This is a genomic window from Agrobacterium sp. CFBP2214, assembly GCF_030209895.1.
In the GTDB taxonomy this organism is placed as follows: domain Bacteria; phylum Pseudomonadota; class Alphaproteobacteria; order Rhizobiales; family Rhizobiaceae; genus Agrobacterium; species Agrobacterium radiobacter.
In genome coordinates, this window is the sequence record NZ_JARVRC010000001.1 from 560,724 (window position 1) to 580,032 (window position 19,309).

At 61.3% G+C, this 19,309-nt stretch carries 22 protein-coding genes; 12 read left to right on the forward strand and 10 right to left on the reverse strand.

Features of this window, described 5'->3' with window-relative positions; all coding sequences use genetic code 11:
* Nucleotides 1–19 precede the first annotated feature (19 nt).
* A complete protein-coding gene (locus QRN60_RS02700; protein ID WP_020010510.1) occupies nt 20–793 on the reverse strand; it encodes a FadR/GntR family transcriptional regulator in 774 nt (257 codons plus the stop codon).
* 36 nt (nt 794–829) lie between these two features.
* On the opposite strand from QRN60_RS02700, the gene QRN60_RS02705 reads away from it, so the two are divergent.
* Together QRN60_RS02705 and QRN60_RS02710 are read left to right on the forward strand one after the other, a co-directional pair.
* A complete protein-coding gene (locus tag QRN60_RS02705) occupies nt 830–1,099 on the forward strand; it encodes a hypothetical protein (RefSeq protein WP_080865866.1) in 270 nt (89 codons plus the stop codon).
* A complete protein-coding gene (locus tag QRN60_RS02710) occupies nt 1,086–2,360 on the forward strand; it encodes a DUF3422 family protein (RefSeq protein ID WP_003503204.1) in 1,275 nt (424 codons plus the stop codon). The genes QRN60_RS02705 and QRN60_RS02710 overlap by 14 nt, the downstream gene beginning before the upstream one ends.
* A 166-nt stretch (nt 2,361–2,526) precedes the next feature.
* Here the strand turns inward: QRN60_RS02710 and QRN60_RS02715 are convergent, their stop codons facing one another.
* The gene (locus tag QRN60_RS02715; protein WP_003503202.1) at nt 2,527–3,426 is read right to left on the reverse strand and encodes a LysR family transcriptional regulator; all 900 of its coding nucleotides are present in this window, start codon (nt 3,424–3,426) and stop codon (nt 2,527–2,529) included.
* Between the two features lie 110 nt (nt 3,427–3,536).
* Between QRN60_RS02715 and QRN60_RS02720 the strand changes: the two genes are divergently transcribed.
* The 3 genes from QRN60_RS02720 (at nt 3,537) to glcF (ending at nt 7,731) form a co-directional block, all read left to right on the forward strand.
* The gene (locus tag QRN60_RS02720) at nt 3,537–4,970 is read left to right on the forward strand and encodes an FAD-linked oxidase C-terminal domain-containing protein (RefSeq protein WP_111794375.1); all 1,434 of its coding nucleotides are present in this window, start codon (nt 3,537–3,539) and stop codon (nt 4,968–4,970) included.
* A gap of 241 nt (nt 4,971–5,211) precedes the next feature.
* Nucleotides 5,212–6,426: a glycolate oxidase subunit GlcE gene (gene glcE, locus QRN60_RS02725; protein ID WP_111794396.1), complete on the forward strand. Its 1,215-nt coding sequence runs from the start codon at nt 5,212–5,214 to the stop codon at nt 6,424–6,426.
* Nucleotides 6,427–6,429: 3 nt separating this feature from the next.
* Nucleotides 6,430–7,731 (forward strand): glycolate oxidase subunit GlcF, encoded by a 1,302-nt coding sequence (glcF, locus tag QRN60_RS02730; RefSeq protein WP_112295385.1) that lies wholly within the window; start codon nt 6,430–6,432, stop codon nt 7,729–7,731.
* 224 nt (nt 7,732–7,955) lie between these two features.
* Here glcF and QRN60_RS02735 read toward each other — a convergent pair whose 3' ends face one another.
* Together QRN60_RS02735 and QRN60_RS02740 are read right to left on the reverse strand one after the other, a co-directional pair.
* Entirely contained in the window at nt 7,956–8,615 is a 660-nt protein-coding gene (locus tag QRN60_RS02735; protein ID WP_003503198.1) for an outer membrane beta-barrel protein, read from the reverse strand.
* A 264-nt stretch (nt 8,616–8,879) separates the two neighbouring features.
* Complete coding sequence (locus QRN60_RS02740; protein WP_003503197.1) at nt 8,880–9,659, reverse strand: L,D-transpeptidase; 780 nt, start codon at nt 9,657–9,659, stop codon at nt 8,880–8,882.
* A gap of 237 nt (nt 9,660–9,896) precedes the next feature.
* On the opposite strand from QRN60_RS02740, the gene QRN60_RS02745 reads away from it, so the two are divergent.
* Together QRN60_RS02745 and QRN60_RS02750 are read left to right on the forward strand one after the other, a co-directional pair.
* The gene (locus tag QRN60_RS02745; protein WP_003503196.1) at nt 9,897–10,526 is read left to right on the forward strand and encodes a DNA-3-methyladenine glycosylase I; all 630 of its coding nucleotides are present in this window, start codon (nt 9,897–9,899) and stop codon (nt 10,524–10,526) included.
* A complete protein-coding gene (locus tag QRN60_RS02750) occupies nt 10,523–10,969 on the forward strand; it encodes a hypothetical protein (RefSeq protein WP_060726047.1) in 447 nt (148 codons plus the stop codon). Before QRN60_RS02745 ends, QRN60_RS02750 begins: the two co-directional genes overlap by 4 nt.
* 15 nt (nt 10,970–10,984) lie before the next feature.
* On the opposite strand, the gene QRN60_RS02755 is transcribed toward QRN60_RS02750, so the two are convergent.
* The gene (locus QRN60_RS02755) at nt 10,985–12,028 is read right to left on the reverse strand and encodes a YeiH family protein (protein ID WP_065694890.1); all 1,044 of its coding nucleotides are present in this window, start codon (nt 12,026–12,028) and stop codon (nt 10,985–10,987) included.
* 81 nt (nt 12,029–12,109) lie between these two features.
* Between QRN60_RS02755 and QRN60_RS02760 the strand changes: the two genes are divergently transcribed.
* Nucleotides 12,110–13,027 carry a LysR substrate-binding domain-containing protein gene (locus tag QRN60_RS02760; RefSeq protein WP_026363679.1) on the forward strand — a complete coding sequence of 306 codons (918 nt, stop codon included), beginning with the start codon at nt 12,110–12,112 and terminating at the stop codon, nt 13,025–13,027.
* Nucleotides 13,028–13,237: 210 nt separating this feature from the next.
* Here QRN60_RS02760 and copM read toward each other — a convergent pair whose 3' ends face one another.
* The 5 genes from copM to relB are packed head-to-tail and all read right to left on the reverse strand — an operon-like array spanning nt 13,238 to nt 15,361.
* A complete protein-coding gene (gene copM / locus QRN60_RS02765; protein WP_129564593.1) occupies nt 13,238–13,612 on the reverse strand; it encodes a CopM family metallochaperone in 375 nt (124 codons plus the stop codon).
* A 57-nt stretch (nt 13,613–13,669) separates the two neighbouring features.
* Nucleotides 13,670–14,062: a hypothetical protein gene (locus QRN60_RS02770; protein ID WP_284764896.1), complete on the reverse strand. Its 393-nt coding sequence runs from the start codon at nt 14,060–14,062 to the stop codon at nt 13,670–13,672.
* A 41-nt stretch (nt 14,063–14,103) separates the two neighbouring features.
* Nucleotides 14,104–14,868, reverse strand: a complete 765-nt coding sequence (locus tag QRN60_RS02775; RefSeq protein WP_003503190.1) for a hypothetical protein — start codon at nt 14,866–14,868, stop codon at nt 14,104–14,106.
* Nucleotides 14,869–14,874: 6 nt separating this feature from the next.
* Entirely contained in the window at nt 14,875–15,144 is a 270-nt protein-coding gene (locus QRN60_RS02780; protein WP_003503189.1) for a type II toxin-antitoxin system RelE family toxin, read from the reverse strand.
* Complete coding sequence (gene relB / locus QRN60_RS02785) at nt 15,128–15,361, reverse strand: type II toxin-antitoxin system RelB family antitoxin (RefSeq protein ID WP_003503188.1); 234 nt, start codon at nt 15,359–15,361, stop codon at nt 15,128–15,130. The genes QRN60_RS02780 and relB overlap by 17 nt, the downstream gene beginning before the upstream one ends.
* Before the next feature lie 157 nt (nt 15,362–15,518).
* On the opposite strand from relB, the gene hisS reads away from it, so the two are divergent.
* Genes hisS through hisG form a run of 4 tightly spaced genes read left to right on the forward strand, consistent with a single transcriptional unit; the run spans nt 15,519 to nt 19,248 of the window.
* Complete coding sequence (gene hisS, locus QRN60_RS02790) at nt 15,519–17,042, forward strand: histidine--tRNA ligase (protein WP_129564591.1); 1,524 nt, start codon at nt 15,519–15,521, stop codon at nt 17,040–17,042.
* 4 nt (nt 17,043–17,046) lie between these two features.
* Nucleotides 17,047–17,415, forward strand: a complete 369-nt coding sequence (locus tag QRN60_RS02795) for a VOC family protein (protein WP_111833685.1) — start codon at nt 17,047–17,049, stop codon at nt 17,413–17,415.
* Between the two features lie 16 nt (nt 17,416–17,431).
* Complete coding sequence (locus QRN60_RS02800) at nt 17,432–18,559, forward strand: ATP phosphoribosyltransferase regulatory subunit (protein WP_111781269.1); 1,128 nt, start codon at nt 17,432–17,434, stop codon at nt 18,557–18,559.
* Nucleotides 18,556–19,248 carry an ATP phosphoribosyltransferase gene (gene hisG, locus QRN60_RS02805; protein WP_003503184.1) on the forward strand — a complete coding sequence of 231 codons (693 nt, stop codon included), beginning with the start codon at nt 18,556–18,558 and terminating at the stop codon, nt 19,246–19,248. Before QRN60_RS02800 ends, hisG begins: the two co-directional genes overlap by 4 nt.
* Nucleotides 19,249–19,309 lie beyond the last annotated feature (61 nt).

The window sequence follows — 19,309 nt, forward strand, 5'->3', positions numbered from 1 at the left end:
ATTTCGCAAGATGGTGTTTTCAGCCGCTGCGCTGCTGCTGTCGCAAACGGGAAATCCGGTCCCATTCCTGCGCCTGATGCGCCTTGGATGTCGTCTCGACGATGAAGTCGATATGGGCCTCCGCCGCCGCTCTTGCCGCTGCCGGATCGCCGGCGGCGATGGCGTCGTGGATGGCGATATGCTGCCTCAACACCTCGTCATGGGCGCCTGCGACGGTGAAGATGAGATGGCGATTGTAAAAAATGTCGTCGCTCAGAAGCCGGTAGCAGGAGCGTAGCGTGTGCATCAGCACGATATTATGCGCTGCCTCACCAATGGCATTGTGAAACTCCACATCGCCCGAAAGCTCCTCTTCGAAGCGGCCCGCCTCATGCGCCTCACGCATCCTGTCGACGATGGCGGCAAGGTTGCGCCGGTCCGGCTCTGTCGCCCGCTGTGCGGCAAGTTCGGCGGTCATGCCTTCGATATAACGGCGATATTCGAGGAAATCCCGCGTCGCCCGGCTGTGGCGGGTAATCAGTGCGCTCAACGGGTCTGAAAAGACCGCGCCGACGATATCGGCGACATAGGTGCCGCCGCCATGCCTGCTCACGAGAAGGCCGCGGGTCTCAAGCTCTTTCAGTGCTTCCCGCAGGATCGGGCGCGAGACATCGAGCTTCTGCGCCAGTTCCCGTTCGCCCGGCAGCCGGTCGCCATCCCGCAAGATGCCGTCGAGGATCAGTTCCTCGAACCGCAGCACGACCTCCTGCGATGTGCGGCTGTGCTCGATGCGCGCAAAAAGCGTTTCGTCCATCGCAGAAGTCTCCGGCGAGATGCCGCCCCGTATTTGATGCCGGGCAAAGTACCAGCGAAGCGTCGCACTGGTCAAATATTCTATCCAGTTCTCCGCCTGGCCGTGTCATGCCTGCGGCAACACGGCATCTGCCTTTTGAAACTGGCTTTTGTTAAAGCAGCAGCTGGACAGGGTGATGATGGCGGATTTTTCCGCCAGATGGATCAAAACAATTACATCGGCTTCGATTGCGGTGTTTTCATTGTGATCGATGGCTTAGAAATCCGGGACAAGAAGCGGGGACGATATCGCAATGGCCAAGGGTAGATTTGCATTCGCAAGCGCGCCGGAAAGGTCGCTGGCTCTGGGTGAGGTGCATGCGCGGCCGACCGTGCTGCTTGCCCCATCGCGCATCATCATCCAGCTCGCCTTCATGATGGATGGCGGCTCGGCCGTGCATCACTCGGTCATCGCGGAAATGTCGCGCAGCCGTGGTGTCGCACCACCGGAACGAGATGCCCGCCACCATGCAATGCCCTGGGGGCAGGGGACGCTTCGCTGGGAGCGGCATACCGAGTTCTCGACCTGGTTCTGGGATGGCCCCGCACCGGAAAAATTTGGCGGCGAAATCGCGGGCGATCCCTTCGGCGACGGCTTTTCGCCACCCGGCTCGCTAATCTCGGGCGTGCGGCTGGAAATCCGTCCTGAGAACGGTGTCACCTCCCAGGCGGAAGCGATGTTCGAACCGACCAGCCTCTGTCACAGCGATGTGCGCGACGGGCAGGCCGCTATCCTCACCGATTTCCGCCAGGATCGCGATGGGCTGACGCAGATATTGGTGATCGACCGGGGCCTCACCGATTACAGCCGCGGCGCGCTGGTGCAGCGGCTGCTGGATATCGAGACCTACCGCACGCTCGCCATGCTGGGCCTGCCGATGGCGCAGACGCTGTCGCCGGAAATCCGCCGCATCGAGGATGGTCTGACCGGCATCACCCAGCGCATGAAAAACGGTGCGCGCGACGAGGCCGATGCGCTGCTGGCGGAGATGACCCGGCTTGCGGCGGAACTCGAAGCCAATGCCGCGCTCAGCCTCTATCGTTTCGGCGCCAGCCGCGCCTATGACGGCATCGTGCGCGAACGCATCCGGGCGCTGGCGGAAACGCCGGTGCAGGGCCATGAGACCATGGGCAGCTTTCTGGAACGGCGCATGGCGCCCGCCATGCGCACCTGCCAGTCGGTGGAGGAGCGGCAGGCCAACCTGTCGCGCAAGCTCTATCGCGCCACGGCTCTGGTTCGAAGCTGGATCGATGTGGAACTGGAGCGGCAGAACACGGTGTTGCTCAACACCATGAACAAGCGCGCCGCCATGCAGCTTCGCCTGCAGCAGACGGTCGAAGGCCTCTCGGTCGCTGCCATCTCCTATTATGTCGTCGGCCTCATCGGTTATCTCACCAAGGCGATCAGCCATGATGTGCTTCCGGTTGATCCGGCCGTGGTCACCGGTATCTCCGTTCCCTTCGCCGTGCTTGGCGTGTGGTGGGTCGTGCGCCGCATCCGCCGGTCCCATGCAGAGGGCGGGCATTAAGGGGCAACCCAGTCTCCCTCATTACTGTGCCCGTCACAGGAATCCAGCCAACGCGCGTCTGCGCGGCGGAGAGAATCCTTTCAGCCCAAGGACTTGGGCTGGGTGGATCCCTGTGACGAGCACAGGCGTGAGGGAGGAGAGGTGGTGCTGATACGGCCTCGCCGCCTTAGCCTTGTTCCCAGTAGGGTGAAGGCCCATAAAGCCCGGCCAGATAATCGATGAACAGCCGCACCTTCGCGGGTAGGAACTGCCGGCTCGGATAAACCGCCGACAGCGTGACATTGCGCGATCCCTCATAACCGGGCAGCACTTGTACCAGCTTCCCGCTGCGCAATTCATGGCCGATATCCCAGGTGGAACGCAGCGCAATGCCAAGTCCTGATATCACCGCCTCGCGGATCACTTCGCTCGAATTGGTGACCAGCATTCCCTCCGGCCGGATGCTGAGCGCACCGCCCGGCCCCTCCAGTCGCCACACGTCGTTATTGTGCGCCGGCAGGCAGCGGTGTTTCTTCAGATCCTCGATTGTCGCCGGCATGCCGTGGGCCGCCACATAGTCCGCCGAGGCGCAGAGCACGCGGCGCACCGGCGCCAGACGGCGGGCGACGAGGCTGGAGGAGTTGAGATCGGCAATACGGATAGCCAGGTCGTAACCACCCTCGATGATATCGATGAACTCGTCGCTGAGCACCAGATGGACCGAGAGGTCCGGATGCCGCTCCATGAATGTCTTCAGATGCGGCGCGATATGCATGCGCCCGAAGGAGGTGGGTGCGGAAACCTTCAGTGTGCCGTTGACGGTGTTGGCGCGGCCGGAGACGAAATCCTCCGCTTCCTCCAGCCCTTCCAGTACGGCCAGCACTCGCTCGTAAAAGCCCTGTCCCGCTTCGGTCAAAGAAATCTGCCGCGTGGTGCGCTGGAAAAGTCGTGCGCCGAGCTTTTCTTCCAGCCGCTTGATGCGCTTGGAAATGACGGCGGGCGAATAGCCAAGCTCCTTGGCGGCGAGCGACATGCTGCCGGAGGCGGCAACGCTTGCGAAGACTTCCAGATCGCCCAGATTTGTCATAGTTGCCCTTGATTATTTCCAGAATGGAAAAAATCCATATCATTTGATTGCGCCGTTTCAAAGTGGTAAAGAAACAATACCAGTTGGTGAAATGGCATGGAGGAGGGGCGGTGACACAGCCGATAAAGTTTCTGGAGCCGCGCGCGAAGGTGGTCGCAGATCGCGACCGCATCATAGCTGATCTCAAGGATATTCTGCCGGCGGACTGTCTTGTGCACGAGCCGCGCGAACTCGTGCCTTTCGAAACCGATGCCTTTGTCTCTTATCGCCGCCTGCCGCTTGCCGTGGCGCTGCCGAAGACGACCGAGGACGTGGCGGCGGTGATGAAATATTGTCATCGCTACGGCATTCCGGTCGTGCCGCGCGGCGCCGGCACCTCGCTCTCCGGCGGGGCGATCCCGCAGGAGGATGCGGTGGTGATCGGCCTTTCGAAGATGAGCGCGATCCTTGAGCTTGATTTTTACAATCGCACGGCGCGGGTGCAGGCGGGAGTTACCAATCTCTCCATTTCCGATGCGGCCGGCGCTGAAGGCTTCTTTTATGCGCCTGATCCCAGTTCGCAGCTGGCCTGCACCATCGGCGGCAATATCGGCATGAATTCCGGCGGCGCGCATTGCCTGAAATATGGCGTCACCACCAATAATCTGCTCGGCGTGAAAATGGTGCTGGTGGATGGCACTGTTCTCGAATTGGGTGGCAAATATCTCGATGCCAGCGGTTACGACCTGCTCGCCCTCGTCTGCGGCTCGGAAGGCCAGCTCGGCATCGTCACCGAGGCGACGGTACGGCTGATCGCCAAGCCGGAAGGCGCGCGCCCGGTGCTGTTCGGTTTCGAAACCTCGGAAGAAGCGGGTTCATGCGTGGCCGATATCATCGGTGCGGGCATCATCCCTGTTGCCATTGAGTTCATGGACAAGCCGGCCATCGAGATCTGCGAGGCCTTCGCCAAAGCGGGATATCCGCTGGATGTCGGCGCGCTTCTGATCGTGGAGGTCGAAGGCTCCGAGGCGGAAATGGACGCCATGCTTGCCGATATCGTCACCATTGCCCGAAAACATGGCGTGAAGACGGTGAAGGAATGCCAGTCGGCCATGGAGGCTGCGGCGATCTGGAAAGGCCGCAAATCCGCCTTCGGCGCAACGGGCCGCATCGCGGATTATATCTGCATGGATGGCACGGTGCCGCTTTCCCAGCTTTCTTATGTGCTGAAAAAGACGAGCGAGATCACCGACCGTCTCGGCCTGCGCGTCGCAAACGTTTTCCATGCCGGTGATGGCAACATGCATCCGCTCATCCTGTTCAATGCCAATGATCCTGAAGACGCGGCCCGCGCGGAAGAGGCAGGCAATGAAATATTGAAGCTCTGTGTGGATGCGGGTGGCTGTTTGACCGGCGAGCATGGTGTGGGCATCGAAAAACGCGATCTGATGCGCCACCAATATGGTGAGGCCGATCTTGCCCAGCAGATGGCGGTGCGGGCGGCTTTTGACGAGGGTTGGTTGATGAACCCTTCCAAGGTGTTTCCGCTGGAGGGGAGGGGATGATGGGTTTGAGTTTTATGGTCTCTGTGGGTACGGCTCACCCTCCTCTGCCCTGCCGGGCATCTCCCCCTCAAGGGGGGAGATCGGCAAGACGCCCGCGCATCGCTTCATTCGCAGCGTTCGAGAGTGGAGTGAGAGATCGCCTCGATTCGATCTCCCCCCTTGAGGGGGAGATACCCGGCAGGGCAGAGGGGGGTATCCCTTGCGCAAACTTCGCTGTCCCATGCCCGGAGCCCGCAACCCGATGCTGACGCCGTACGCAGAAACCCAGGTCGCCGATATCATCCGCGACCACGCGACCCGAAGAATCCCGTTGAAAATCTTCGGCGGCAATACCCGCTCCGGTTTCGGCAATGCCGTGGCGGCGGAAACCGGGCTGAGCTCCCGCGCAATGGCTGGCATCGTTTCCTACGTCCCCGCCGAAATGGTCATGACCGTCAGGGCCGGCACGCCACTTGCCACCATCGAAGCCGCCCTTGCACAAAACCGGCAGATGATGGCCTTCGAGCCGATGGACCACCGCCCGATCATGGGCACAGAAGGTGAGCCGACCATCGGCGGCGTCTTTGCCGCAAATGTTTCCGGCCCGCGCCGTTATGTGGCGGGTGCCGCCCGCGACAGCCTGCTCGGCATCCGTTTCGTCAATGGCAGCGGCGAGATCATCAAGGCCGGCGGCCGGGTGATGAAGAATGTCACCGGGCTCGACCTGTCGAAGTTCCTTGCCGGATCTTTCGGCACGCTCGGTTTTCTCACGGAGGTGACTTTCCGCGTATTGCCGAAACCGCCTGCGGAAAAAACCGTGGTCGTTTCCGGTCTCGACGATGAGGCGGCGACACGCATCATGGCCGCGGCGATGGCGCTGAGCGTCGAGGTCTCCGGAGCGGCGCATCTGCCGGAAAGCGTGCGTTCCCGCTTCATCGATGGCAACCTGCCGGAAGGTCCGGCGACAATTCTGCGGCTGGAAGGGCTGCCCGCCTCGGTGGAAGCGCGCGCCCGCAAGCTCCTCTCCGTCATGGACCGGGTCGGGCCATGGGCGCTGCTGGAGGGCGAAGAGAGCGGGCTTTTATGGCGGCAGGTGCGTGATGTCGCGCCCTATGCCGGTCAGAATACCAAGCCGCTGTGGAAAGTCTCCGTTGCACCTGCCGCCGGCCACCGACTCGTCGCTGCGCTGCGCATGGAAGCGGGCATCGATGCCTTTTATGACTGGCAGGGTGGTCTTGTCTGGATGCAGATGGAGGCGGACCCGGAGGCCGCTTTGCTGCGCGGCGCTATCAAGGCGCTGGGCGGCGGCCATGCCACGCTGGTGAGGGCAAGCGATGCCGTGCGCGCCACTGTGGCGGCCTTCGAACCGCGCCCGGCGGAGGAGGCCATCCTGTCTGCACGTATCAGGGAAAAACTCGATCCGGCGGGCATCTTTAATCCCGGCAAGATGGCCGTAACGATGCAAAGGGCGGTCTGAACCATGCAAACATCCTTCACGCCGCAGCAACTGGCCGATCCGCATGTGGCGGAATCCGAAAAAATCCTGCGCAAATGCGTGCATTGCGGTTTCTGCACTGCCACCTGTCCCACCTATGTGACACTCGGCAACGAGCTGGACAGCCCGCGCGGCCGCATTTACCTCATCAAGGACATGCTGGAAAACAGCCGCCCGGCCGACCGTGAGGTCGTCACCCATATCGACCGCTGTCTTTCCTGTCTTGCCTGCACCACCACCTGTCCCTCCGGCGTGGATTACATGCATCTGGTTGATCATGCCCGCGCCCATATCGAACAGACGTACAAGCGCCCCTTCATGGATCGGCTGATCCGCAATCTTCTGGTCGCGGTTCTGCCCCATCCCACCCGTTTCCGGCTGGCCTTGCAGCTGGCAAGGCTGGCGCGGCCTTTCGCGGGCCTGCTTGCCAAAGCCCCGGCGCTGAAACCGCTGCAATCCATGCTCGCACTCGCCCCCGCTGCTGTTCCTGCGGCCTCCGCCTCCACCCGTCCGGGAGAAAGACCGGCGGAGGGCGAAAAGCGCGGGCGCGTCGCCATCCTCACCGGTTGCGCCCAGCCGGTGCTCGACCCCGGTATCAATGAGGCAACGCTGCGGCTTCTCGCGCGGCTCGGCATTGAGGTTGTGGTGCCGAAGGGCGAGGGCTGCTGCGGCTCGCTGGTGCATCATATGGGCCGGGAGGAAGAGGCGCTCGCTCAAGCAAGGCGTAATGTCGATGTCTGGACCCGGGAGATGGAAAATGGCGGCCTTGACGCTATCATCATCACCGCGTCGGGTTGCGGCACCACCATCAAGGATTACGGCCACATGCTGCGGCTTGATCCCGCCTATGCGGAAAAAGCCGCGCGGGTTTCGGCGCTGGCGAAGGACATCACCGAATATCTCGCCCGTCTCGATCTGCCGCAAAGGCAGAGCCAGGGCCTGACGGTTGCCTATCATTCCGCCTGCTCCATGCAGCACGGCCAGAAGATAACGCTCGCACCGAAACAGCTGCTGAAGGCGGCGGGTTTCATAGTGCGTGATCCGGCGGAGGGGCATCTGTGCTGCGGCTCAGCAGGGACCTACAACATCCTGCAGCCGGAGATTTCCGGCAAGCTGAAGGCCCGCAAGGTGAAGAACATCGAGGCCACACGGGCGGATGTCATCGCCACCGGCAATATCGGCTGCATCACGCAGATCGGAACCGGCACTGATATGCCGATCCTGCATACGGTGGAACTGCTGGACTGGGCTTATGGCGGGCCGAAACCGGCGAGGCTTTCGGTTTAGTGCGCCGTTTGCCGATAAGGCAGCGATCCGGAATGACGGCGCGTGACGACAGGTCGGGGCCGGTGCGCCTTTCGGAGGCTTCTCCTCATCCCTGTGCTTGTCACAGGGATCCAGCCAGCCCAAGGACTTGGGCTGAAAGGACTCTCCCCGCCGCGCAGACGCGCGCGACGGCTGGATTCCTGTGGCGAGCACAGGAATGAGGGAAGAGGGTGGTTACTCCGATACTAGAACTTATACGCCACGCCGAAATTCACCGCATTGGTGATGATGTCGGTCTTCAACGAGCCGCCATTGTCGATATCGACGTCGACGAAGGAATAGGTGCCCTTATATTCCACGAAGGTCGACCAATTGTCGGTGATGCGGTAGCTGAGGCCGGCCTGCGCCTGCAGGGTTGCGCCGCCGAACTGGTATTCGAAGGTCTTGCCCGAGGGACGATATACTTCCACATGCGGCACGTTGATGCCGACGCCGGCGCCGACGTAAGGGGTGATCGGCAGGGATTCCAGCGGAAAGCGGTAGAGCGCGTTCAGCGTCAAAAGGTTCAGGCCGTCGGTGAATTCGAAATGCGACCAGCCGGAACGGGCAAGCGTCTGGTCGTCGGCATAGACCTTGTCATGGGTGAAATCGAGCGAAATACCGAAATTCCGGAGCTGGCCTTCATCAAACCAGTAGGTGCCGCGCACGCCCCAATAGGGCGGGTTGGAAAAGGACTTGCCTTCCCATCCGGCCCGGAAATCCGGCCCGTCGGAAACCTTCACATCGCTGTGCGGCGCGCTTTGCCAGCCGCCGTAACCGGAAATTTCAAATTCGCCCGCTATTGCGGCAGAGAAGGAAACGCCGCTGCAGAGCAGGGCGCAAACAAATAAAGTATGGCGCGACATGAAGTGAATCCAGATTGATATCAGTAATTCACCAAAGCGTTTTTTGATAACATTTGAATGACAGAAACGAAAAACGGGCGGTCTATTGACCACCCGTTTTAAGGCCGTTCCGTCATCCCCCTGAGAGAGGTCCGGCGCCTGGCGTCCCCCGCCAAGTTTCAATTTCATTGAAGTGAGCCGGATTGTACCGCTGCAAGGCGGCAATTCAAGCGGATACGCCGCCATTCCGGCCCTGCAGCGGCCGGAATGACTGAACCGTTGCCATCATATCACTATGACCCTGGTTCCCACATTCACGCGCTCGTAAAGATCGGTGACATCCTCGTTGCGCATGCGGATGCAGCCGGAGGAATTGTTGCTGCCGATCGTCCAGGGCTGGTTGGTGCCGTGAATGCGGTAAAGAGTCGAGCCGAGATACATGGCGCGCGCGCCCATCGGGTTGGCCGGGCCGCCTTCCATGAAGGCCGGCAGGTAATGTCCCTTGGCCGCCTCGCGGGTGATCATTTCCTTCGGCGGGGTCCAGCTCGGCCACTCCGCTTTGCGGGTCACCTTGTGGGTTCCGGCCCATTCGAAACCGGGCTTGCCGACGCCGACGCCGTAACGCCGGGCCTTGCCATCGGCGAGCACGAGATAGAGGAAGCGGTTCGGCGTATCGATGACGATGGTGCCGGGCTTCTCAGCGGTGTCATAGTTCACGATCTGCGGCAGGAATTGCGGCGCGATCTGGGTGCGCACCGGTGCGTTCGGGCGGACGGCGGCATTCTGCACCCGTGCCGGGCGCTGCGATGTGACGCCGGAGCTGGGTCGCTGCGGCATGGCGGCCGCCTGGCGCTGCTGGAACAGCGGCTGGCGTGCGGCAGGTGCGCGCGGATAGACCACGGGTCGAACATTGCCGCGGCCACCGAGCTGGGTTACCCAAGGGGCAGAAAGGTCCGGGCTGACGACGACGGGCGGACGCTCGCGATAACGCTCATTGGCCATGGCGGCCGGGACGGCGAGGGTGGAAACGAGGCTCAGCGCCAGAAAAACGGACTTCATCGGCATCGGGTGGACTCTCTCTGCGGGATGTCGCAACTATGAATTTGCGGGACTGTTCGTCCGCTTTGCCGGACACGTTCGCACCTCGACGCAAGCGAATCGTAAATGGCTGTTCATTAAAAAGCGCTTGATTAGGGAAAGCTGGATTTAAGGTTAGCGCCCGGTTTTGAAACGTGGTGAATGAGTGGTAAGCGCGCAGGTTCACACCGCTTGCGAGCGGTAGCGAAAGGGATTGTCGGCACAATGAGCGAAGCGGGACTTGAAACGGGCGCGGATGGCCTTGTGCGGTGTTTCTGGCAGCAGGGGCTGGAGGATTACAGCCGTTATCACGACGAGGAATGGGGTTATCCCGTCACCGATGATCGCCGCCTGTTCGAGAAGATCTGTCTGGAAGGTTTTCAGTCCGGCCTTTCCTGGCTGACGGTTCTGCGCAAGCGCGAGGCTTTCCGTCTTGCCTTCGCCAATTTCGAATTCGAAAAGGTGGCTGAGTTCGGCGAGGCCGATATTGAGCGCTGCCTTGCCGACAAGGGCATCATCCGCCATCGCGGCAAGATCGTTTCGACCATCAACAATGCCCGCCGCGCCGTGGCGCTGCGCGACGAATTCGGTTCGCTCGCGCGTTATTTCTGGGGTTTCGAACCCGCCGCCGCAGAAAGGCCGCAAAGGCTCGACTATGCGACGTTAAGGGCCAACCCCACCAGCGCCGCCTCCACTCGTCTTTCCAGGGATCTGAAGAAGCGGGGCTGGACTTTCGTCGGCCCGACGACCGTCTATGCATTCATGCAGGCCATGGGTATGGTCAACGATCATATCGAAGGCTGTCATTGCCGCCAGCCGATAGAGGTCATGCGGCGGGAGTTTGTACGTCCATGAAGGTAACCTCCCTTCTCCTGGCTCTCACCATGGTCGTGACCGCCGTGCCGCATTCCTCCTTCGCCGAAGAAGGCCGCAATGTCGACGGCATCTGGCTGGATGACGGCGAAAGGCTGAAGGAAGTGGCGCTGCCGCCAGCCGGCCCGCTGAAGCTTGACGGCTGGACGCGGCGCGGGCGCGGCGATGTCTATCGCCTGAAAGTAAAGGCCGGGCAGACGGTGAAGATCGAGCTTGCCGCCTCCAGCGAATTCGTCCTGATGGCGGTCTTCGATTTTTCGACGCCGGATGAGGATGCGATCTTCTTCAGCGATTCCGAAGGCAAGGTCGCGACGCTGACGCCGAAGGCGGATACGGAATGGCTGATCCGCCCGACGCTTATTCTGGGATCACCGCGCCGTGGGCTGGGCGCGCACTACACGTTGACCGTCAGCACCGGAAAATAACGGCCCGCCTTTTGCTCAGGCCGCCTGGGTCAGCACAATCAGTCCGAAACTCAGAACACAAAGCAGCACGAGCGACAGGCTGGCGGCGATGATGACCTTGCCGCCGGCATGGCGCAGGCTGCGGATATCGACCGAAAGGCCCAAAGCCGCCATCGACATGATGGTGAGGATGTTGGAGAGCGAGGCAACGGGGCCGATAAGAGCCTCGGGAATAAGGCCGAAGGACCGGGCCATGATCATCAGCACGAAGCCGATGATGAACCATGGAACCATCTGCTGCAGTTTCAGGCGTCCCTTGTCGGACCGGCCGTGGATGACTGACAGGGCGGCGATCACGGGCCCCAGCATCAAAACGCGGATGAGCTTGACGATGGTGCCGGTCTGCACGGCGATCGCGCCGAGCGGGGCGGTGGCCGCCAGCACCTGCGGCACGGCATAGACCGTCAGGCCGGCGAAAATGCCGTATTGGGTGGCATCGAGACCCAAAAGCTGCGGCAGGAACGGCATCAGCAGAACGGCGGCGACACCGAGAACCGCGGTAAAGGCAATCGAGGCGGCAACATCTTCCGGTTTGGCGCCAATGGCGGGTGCTGCGGCAGCAATGGCGGAATTGCCGCAGATGGAGTTGCCGCAGGCAATCAGCGTCGCGAGCTTGGGTGGCAGGCCCAGCATTCGTCCGGCCGCGTAGCTCACGACCAGCGACAGCGCGACGATCAGCGCAATGCCGCCGATCAGCAAGCCGCCCGCGCCTTTGAGGATGGAAAGGCTCAGGGATGCGCCAAGAAGCGCCACCGCGATTTCGAGCAGCGTCTTGGCGCTGAACTTTATACCGGCCGAAGCGACGGCAGGCAGAGACACCAGCGAACGCAGCAGCGTGCCGATCAGAATGGCGAGCACAAGATCGCCAAGCCATGCGTGGCCCGCAAGCCGCACCTGAAAGCGCTCCGCCAGAATGGCGGCGCAGCTGACCGCCGCGCAGATGAGAATTCCCGGCAGAAGCGGGGTAAGCCAGCGAAGCGAAAACTGAAAGGGGTGAGCGAGGGTGCGATGTTGTGCCATGGCCAGACAATGCCGCAGCCGCCTGTTTTATTCTATCAAATAATATGGCATATATTATTCGATAAAATCGAATGAATGATCATGACCTTTGAACAGCTCCGCATCTTCATCGCCGTTGCCGAACGCGAACACCTCACAAGGGCCGCAGAAGCTATCGGTTTGACGGCCTCCGCTGTCAGCTCCGCTATCAAGAATCTCGAAGCTTTTTATAATGTCGAGCTGTTCCATCGCGTCGGCCGCAACATTGAATTGACCGAAAGCGGTCGGGTTTTTCTGGGTGAAGCCAAGGCGACGCTGGCGCGTGTGCGCAATGCGGAATTGATTCTCTCCGAAATGGGCGGGCTGACACGCGGGGAAATCACCGTCTGCGCCAGCCAGACCATTGCAAGCTACTGGCTGCCGCCGATCCTGATGCAGTTCAAGAAACTCTATCCCGGCGTGACCGTGCGGCTCGATATCGGCAATACCAAGACGGTGACACAGGCGGTGCTTGATGGTCTGGCGGAGGTCGGTTTCATCGAAGGCAGGATTGATGAGCCGGCTTTGATGGTGCAGCCCGTCGTCTCCGACAAGCTGCTGGTCGTCACCGGTTCGGCCCACCCCTTTGCCGATGGTCGTTACCTCACCGCGCTCGATATGCTCTATGGCACCTCCTGGGTGCTGCGCGAACAGGGCTCCGGCACCCGCTCCGCCTTCGAGGCGGCCGTGCGGCAGATGGGGGTGGATCCCGCTGAATTGTCCGTCATGCTGGAACTGCCGTCCAATGAGGCGGTGGTGATGGCGGCGCGTTCCGGGGGCGCCGCCACGGCGGTGTCCGCCTCAGTGGCATCCCTGTTCCTGCGGCAAGGGTTGCTCGTCCGCGCCGGCATCGATCTGCCTGCCCGCAACTTCGCTTTGCTGCGTCACAAGGAACGTCACACCAGCCGGGCCGCGATGGAACTGGAGCGCCTCAGCCGGGCGGCGTCGGAGGATTACAAGGCCGGCCTTGCGGGATTGTAGCAGAGTGGCGAGTGGCACCGTTGGCATGGGAAGGCCGCCGCCTGCTTCTTCTCCCCGCCGGGGAGAAGTCCGCGGCAGCGGGATGAGGGGGCGACGGTCGAAATATTCGGAGAGCTTGCCCCCTCATCCGACCCTTCGGGCCACCTTCTCCCCGGCGGGGAGAAGAAAAGGGGAGCGCCGCAACCGGCGTTCCCCATTCGTCAGCATCAATCACTTGCCTTTGGACTCCAGCCAGGCCTTCATCATGGCGATCTCGCCTTCCTGCGCCTTGATCACCTCTTCAGCCAGCTTGCGGATTTCCGGATTCTTGCCGTATTCTAGCTGGACCTTGGCCATATCGATCGCGCCCTGATGATGCGGGATCATGCCGCGAACGAAATCGACATCGGCATCGCCGCTGTAATCGATGGCCATATCGCCATGCATTTTCTTGCTGGCTTCCATGAAGGCCTTGGTGGAAGCGCTGTCGCTCGCGGTGCCTTTTGACATGCTGTGCCCGGCATGGCCGCCCGCCTCCTGTGCAAAAACGGGCATGGCGAGAGAGGCTGCGAAAGCGACGGCGAGCGTCATGGTCTTGATAGACATGGATTATCCTTCCTGTGTCTGACGGATTTTTCGATGGTGGTCTGAAAAAATCTGCGGTCAGGCGCGGGGAGGCGGCAGCGGCGGGGCGAAAGCCTTGCCGTCGAAGGCAATGCCGCGTTGCGGCTTCGGATAGGCAAACGTCATGCGTCCGCTATCGGCGAAGATGGTTCGTGGAACCACGATCAGGCACGCGGCGCAGGAACCGGGATGGGCGGCATTGTCACCATGCGGACAGCAACCGCCCGTTTCCGCTTTATGGGCCGCATTCTCCGCGTGTTTTTGAGAGCCGTGGTCCCGATCATCTGCATGATGCGAATGGGCATCGTCGTGTTTCATCGGCGATTGTGAGGAAGCCGCCATGCCCGTCGGCATGCTCATCGCCATCTGCGCCGGCATTGCGCCGTAATGCAGGCAGGCAAGGAAAATCAATGTGCGGACCACCTGGGACATGGCGTGAATTTACCGCGGAAATTATGGAATAAGCATGACGATCAGGTGAGTTCGCGCGCAATGACGTGATGCACGATGCGGTAATCCCTGCTTTCCTCGCCAAACGGGGCAAGCGGCCATTCCCATGCGGCGGCGGGCGCAGGAAGCTCGATGCCATGCAGCAGGTCTTCGTGCTGGTGCAGATTACCATCCTTGCCGATGACGTCGAAGGAGGTGTCGGTTATCAGGCAGGCCTTGCAGGGCAGGCCAGCCAGCGCTTCCAGATGGGTGTGAATGAGCTTCGGCAGAAGATCGTCCGGGGCATCTGCGATCTTTTCCCGCTCCAGCCGGTGGCGCGCACCGGTGCCGATCTGTGACAGGAGATTGGCCGATACCACGAGATCGAGATAGGGCACCCGCCGCAGGAAATCGAGCGGTTCGGCCGGCCGGCCGGCGAGAACATCGTCAAAACCGGAAAGATCGCGACTGGCGATGCGGACATTCTTTTTGGCATTGAGGCGCAGCTTTGCCTGCACGCTGGCGAGATGCACCAGATCGACCAGCACGACGGTATCGAACATCGCCACCAGCGCATCATAGGGCACATCGCGCAACAGGCCCGAGCCCAGCACCACCGCCGTTCGCCGCTGCTTCAGCTTTCCGGCCGATTGCAGCACGAATTGCCGGCTGTTGTTTTCATGCTCTGCCCAGGCGTTGGCGCAGCGGTTGGCGCGCGCCCAGAGGTTGACGGAATAGCGTATATGCGGCCGGAATTCTTTCGGCGTGACCGCGCGTGTGGCGGCATATTGCAGGGCTTCGAGGATCATGAATGCCTATCGGTAGATTTCACGGCGATGGCCGATTTCGACCACCAGCACGACGAGCTTGTGATCCTGTATATCGCAGATGATGCGGTAATCGCCCACCCGGTAGCGCCAGAAATTTCCGAGTTCGGAGCCTTGAAGGGCGGCGCCGGTCCTTCGAGGGTTGCCATCTCTGGCAATGCGGTCCGTCAGAAAAGAAACGATGCGATTGGCATCGCTTTTCGTCAAAGCGCCCAGTTGCTTGACGGCAGCGCGCTGAAACTCAATTTTCCAGATCAAGATCACGCATCACTTCTTCCAGAGTATAGGTGCGTTCTTTATTGGCGATGCGCTGCCGCGTCGCCTCCTCCGCAAGATAAAGATCTTCCATATCCTCGATATGTTTCTCGATCGCCTCGCGGATGTAATAGGCGGATGTGCGGCCGGTGCGCTCGGAAAGCGCCTTCAGCCGCTCATAGGTCTCATCAGGCAGGCGGATGGCCGTCTGTTTGCTCATGGGTCGCGTCCTTCCCGATCCGAATTGGGATACATGTATCCCATATAGCACCGCCTGGCTGCGTGAGCCAGCAAAACCGGAGCCTTTGCGGCTTGCCGCACCGGGCTTCATCCTCTAATACACCGGCATAATTTCAGGAAAATATCGGATCGGCCCCATGAGCGAAAAAGCAAAAAAGCCTCAGAAACTGAAAGCCCGCCTGCCGCGCGGCTTCGTGGATCGAACGGCTGCCGATATTCATGCCGTGAATGAGATGATCGAGAAGATCCGCAAGGTCTATGAGCTCTACGGCTTCGATCCGGTGGAAACCCCGCTGTTCGAATATACCGATGCGCTCGGCAAATTCCTGCCCGATAGCGACCGTCCGAACGAAGGCGTGTTTTCGCTGCAGGATGACGACGATCAGTGGATGAGCCTGCGCTACGATCTGACCGCGCCGCTCGCCCGTCATGTCGCGGAAAACTTCAACGAAATCCAGCTGCCATACCGCACCTATCGCGCTGGCTACGTGTTCCGCAATGAAAAGCCCGGCCCCGGCCGCTTCCGGCAGTTCATGCAGTTCGATGCCGATACGGTGGGCGCCGCCGGCGTGCAGGCCGATGCCGAAATGTGCATGATGATGGCCGATACGCTGGAAGCGCTCGGAATCAAGCGCGGCGATTACGTCATTCGCGTCAACAACCGCAAGGTGCTTGATGGCGTCATGGAAGCCATCGGCCTCGGCGGCGAGGAAAATGCCGGCCGTCGTCTGAATGTGCTGCGCGCCATCGACAAGCTCGACAAGTTCGGTCCTGAAGGGGTGAGGTTGCTGCTCGGTCCCGGTCGCAAGGACGAGTCCGGTGATTTCACCAAGGGCGCGGGCCTTGGCGAGGAGCAGATCGAAAAGGTCCTGTTTTTCGTCGGCATCAAGGACTATACGGCAAGCGCCGATGATCTGGCGAAACTGGTTGCGGGCACCTCGAAAGGCGCGGAAGGCGTTGATGAACTGAACATCATCGGCGCTCTGGTCTCCGGTGTCGGTTACGATGCGACGCGCATCAAGATCGACCCCTCCGTCGTTCGCGGCCTCGAATATTATACCGGCCCGGTCTATGAGGCCGAGCTGTCCTTCGATGTCACCAATGAAAAGGGCGAAAAGGTCGTGTTCGGCTCGGTCGGCGGCGGCGGGCGTTATGACGGTCTCGTCTCGCGCTTCATGGGCCAGCCGGTTCCGGCCACGGGCTTCTCCATCGGTGTTTCGCGCCTGATGACGGCGTTGAAGAACCTCGGCAAGCTCGGCCAGGTCAAGCCGCTCGCACCGGTTCTGATCACCGTCATGGATGGCGATGTGGAAAGCATGGGCCGTTACCAGCGCTTCACGCAGGCGCTGCGCTCCGAGGGCATCCGTGCTGAAATGTACCAGGGCAACTGGAAGAAATTCGGCAACCAGCTGAAATATGCCGACCGTCTCGGCTCCCCCATCGCCATCATCCAGGGCGGTGACGAGCGTGCCGAAGGCGTGGTCCAGATCAAGGATCTGATCGAAGGCAAGCGCCTCTCCGGCGAAATCGAGGACAATGCCAGCTGGCGCGAGGCGCGCGTGGCGCAGGTCAGCGTGCCGGAGGCCGAACTGGTGGCGAAGGTCCGCGAGATTCTGGAGCATCAGGCAGAGGACGTTCGCCGCGCCGCCGAAGGGCGCTGAAGCCATGGCGATCCTTGCGCTCGACCATGTTCAGCTGGCGATGCCGGCGGGCCGCGAAGATGAGGCGCGTGCCTTTTATGGCGGCCTGCTTGGCTTTGCGGAGCAGGTCAAACCCGCTAATCTGGCCGCGCGTGGCGGATGCTGGTTTACCTGCGGCCCGATAAAGCTGCATCTTGGCGTTGAGCAGGATTTCCGGCCGGCGCGGAAAGCCCATCCGGCCTTTCTGGTCGATGATCTGGTGATCTTGCGAAAAACACTTGAAACTGCGGGCTGCCATGTGATTGAGGATGAGCCGTTTGAAGGATATCACCGGTTTTATGTCCATGATCCCTTCGGAAACCGTATCGAATTGATGCAACCGCTCGAACCGTGACGAAAAGTACCGTTTCATGCCCCTGATCGACATGCCGGAATTTTCCGGAGAGCTACTGGAAGAATTCGCCGCGCGCCGCACGAGCCGGGTGAACACGCCCGTCATCCAGCCCGCCGAACCGTTTCTGGATATGGCCGGCGAGGATTTGCGCCGCCGTATCTTCATGACGGAGAGCGAGACGGGGACGAGTCTTTGCCTTCGCCCCGAATTTACCATCCCGGTTTGCCTGCGCCATATCGAGACGGCGACCGGCACGCCGAAGCGTTATTCCTATCTCGGCGAGGTCTTCCGCCAGCGCCGTGAGGGTGCGAACGAGTTTTATCAGGCCGGTATCGAAGACCTTGGCGATACCGATATTGCCGCTGCCGATGCCCGTGCCGTCATCGATGCGACCGGTATTCTGCAGCGCCTGCTGCCGGGCCGGGCGCTTGCCGTCACGCTGGGTGATCAGCAGGTGTTCGAGGCGGTGGTTGCCGCCCTTGGACTGCCGCTCGGTTGGCAGAAGCGGCTGGTGCAGGCCTTTGGCGATATGGCGCAGCTCGACGCGCTGCTGGAAAGCCTCGTGCATCCCAAGCCGATGACCGGTCTTGATGCCCGGGTCGCGGGCCTGCTGGCGACTGGCGACGAGGCGGTGCTGGTCGATTATCTCGATACGGTGATGCAAGAGACCGGCTATTCCACCAATGCCAGCCGTTCGCCGCAGGAAATCGCCCGCCGTCTGCGGGAGAAACTGGCGCTTGCGGCCACCCGCCTGCCGGATGATAGCTTCGCGCTGCTCAAGCAGTTTCTGGCCCTGAAAGCGCCCCTGCCGCAGGCTTCGCAGGTTCTGGCTGATTTTGCCGCAAAGGCGAAGCTGAAACTTGACGGCGCGCTTTCCGCTTTCGACAAACGTGTCGCAGCCCTTGCCAATGCCGGTGTCGATCTTGAGACCGTCACCTATGGCGCGGCCTTCGGCCGTCCGCTCGATTATTATACCGGCCTTGTTTTCGAGGTGGTGGAAGCGGGTGGAGACAGCGTTCTGGCCGGTGGCGGCCGTTTCGACCGGCTGCTGACGCTGCTCGGCGCACAGGAAAAAATACCGGCTGTGGGTTTTTCGCTCTGGCTGGATCGCATCGAAGCGGTGCGGGGGAGCGACAAGCCATGATCACCATCGCATTGCCCTCCAAGGGCCGTATGAAGGAAGACGCTTCCGCCGTTCTGGAACGCGCCGGATTGAAGGTCGCGGCAGTCGGCAACGACCGCTCCTATCGCGGCCGTATCGAAGGACGGGACGATATCGAGATCGCCTATCTGTCGGCCTCCGAGATCGCCCGCGAGATCGGCGCGGGCACGGTGGATTTCGGCGTGACGGGTGAGGACCTTGTGCGCGAGGGACTGACCAATGCCGATGCGCAGGTGGAATTCTGCGCCCGCCTCGGTTTCGGTCATGCCGACGTCGTGGTCGCCGTGCCGGAAATCTGGCTGGATGTGGACAGCATGGCCGATCTCGGCGATGTCGCTTCGGAATTCCGCGCCCGTCATGGCCGCAGGCTGGCGATCGCCACCAAATACTGGCGGCTGACGCAGCAGTTCTTTTCGCGCCAGCACGGCATCCAGCTTTACCGTATCGTTGAAAGCCTTGGCGCGACCGAGGGTGCGCCGGCGGCGGGGCAGGCGGATATCATCGTCGATATCACCTCAACCGGTTCGACGCTGAAAGCCAATCATCTGAAAATCCTCTCCGACGGCATCATTGTCCGTTCGGAGGCCTGTTTTGTCCGCGCCCGTAAGCCGGAGCACGATGGCGATGCAAGGGTTGAGGAGATCGCGTCGCGCATAAGAGCGGCGGTCTGACGCCAGACAAAAAAAGCCGCCGGAGCGATCCGGCGGCTTTTTTGTTGGTCGATCTATCTGG

Coding starts and splice junctions, on each gene's coding strand:
- QRN60_RS02700 (WP_020010510.1), bottom strand. CDS start 793: ATGGACGAAACGCTTTTTGCGCGCATCGAGCACAGCCGCACATCGCAG.
- QRN60_RS02705 (WP_080865866.1), top strand. CDS start 830: ATGCCGGGCAAAGTACCAGCGAAGCGTCGCACTGGTCAAATATTCTAT.
- QRN60_RS02710 (WP_003503204.1), top strand. CDS start 1,086: ATGGCCAAGGGTAGATTTGCATTCGCAAGCGCGCCGGAAAGGTCGCTG.
- QRN60_RS02715 (WP_003503202.1), bottom strand. CDS start 3,426: ATGACAAATCTGGGCGATCTGGAAGTCTTCGCAAGCGTTGCCGCCTCC.
- glcE (WP_111794396.1), top strand. CDS start 5,212: ATGCTGACGCCGTACGCAGAAACCCAGGTCGCCGATATCATCCGCGAC.
- glcF (WP_112295385.1), top strand. CDS start 6,430: ATGCAAACATCCTTCACGCCGCAGCAACTGGCCGATCCGCATGTGGCG.
- QRN60_RS02735 (WP_003503198.1), bottom strand. CDS start 8,615: ATGTCGCGCCATACTTTATTTGTTTGCGCCCTGCTCTGCAGCGGCGTT.
- QRN60_RS02740 (WP_003503197.1), bottom strand. CDS start 9,659: ATGCCGATGAAGTCCGTTTTTCTGGCGCTGAGCCTCGTTTCCACCCTC.
- QRN60_RS02745 (WP_003503196.1), top strand. CDS start 9,897: ATGAGCGAAGCGGGACTTGAAACGGGCGCGGATGGCCTTGTGCGGTGT.
- QRN60_RS02750 (WP_060726047.1), top strand. CDS start 10,523: ATGAAGGTAACCTCCCTTCTCCTGGCTCTCACCATGGTCGTGACCGCC.
- QRN60_RS02755 (WP_065694890.1), bottom strand. CDS start 12,028: ATGGCACAACATCGCACCCTCGCTCACCCCTTTCAGTTTTCGCTTCGC.
- QRN60_RS02760 (WP_026363679.1), top strand. CDS start 12,110: ATGACCTTTGAACAGCTCCGCATCTTCATCGCCGTTGCCGAACGCGAA.
- copM (WP_129564593.1), bottom strand. CDS start 13,612: ATGTCTATCAAGACCATGACGCTCGCCGTCGCTTTCGCAGCCTCTCTC.
- QRN60_RS02770 (WP_284764896.1), bottom strand. CDS start 14,062: ATGTCCCAGGTGGTCCGCACATTGATTTTCCTTGCCTGCCTGCATTAC.
- QRN60_RS02775 (WP_003503190.1), bottom strand. CDS start 14,868: ATGATCCTCGAAGCCCTGCAATATGCCGCCACACGCGCGGTCACGCCG.
- relB (WP_003503188.1), bottom strand. CDS start 15,361: ATGAGCAAACAGACGGCCATCCGCCTGCCTGATGAGACCTATGAGCGG.
- hisS (WP_129564591.1), top strand. CDS start 15,519: ATGAGCGAAAAAGCAAAAAAGCCTCAGAAACTGAAAGCCCGCCTGCCG.
- QRN60_RS02795 (WP_111833685.1), top strand. CDS start 17,047: ATGGCGATCCTTGCGCTCGACCATGTTCAGCTGGCGATGCCGGCGGGC.
- QRN60_RS02800 (WP_111781269.1), top strand. CDS start 17,432: ATGCCCCTGATCGACATGCCGGAATTTTCCGGAGAGCTACTGGAAGAA.
- hisG (WP_003503184.1), top strand. CDS start 18,556: ATGATCACCATCGCATTGCCCTCCAAGGGCCGTATGAAGGAAGACGCT.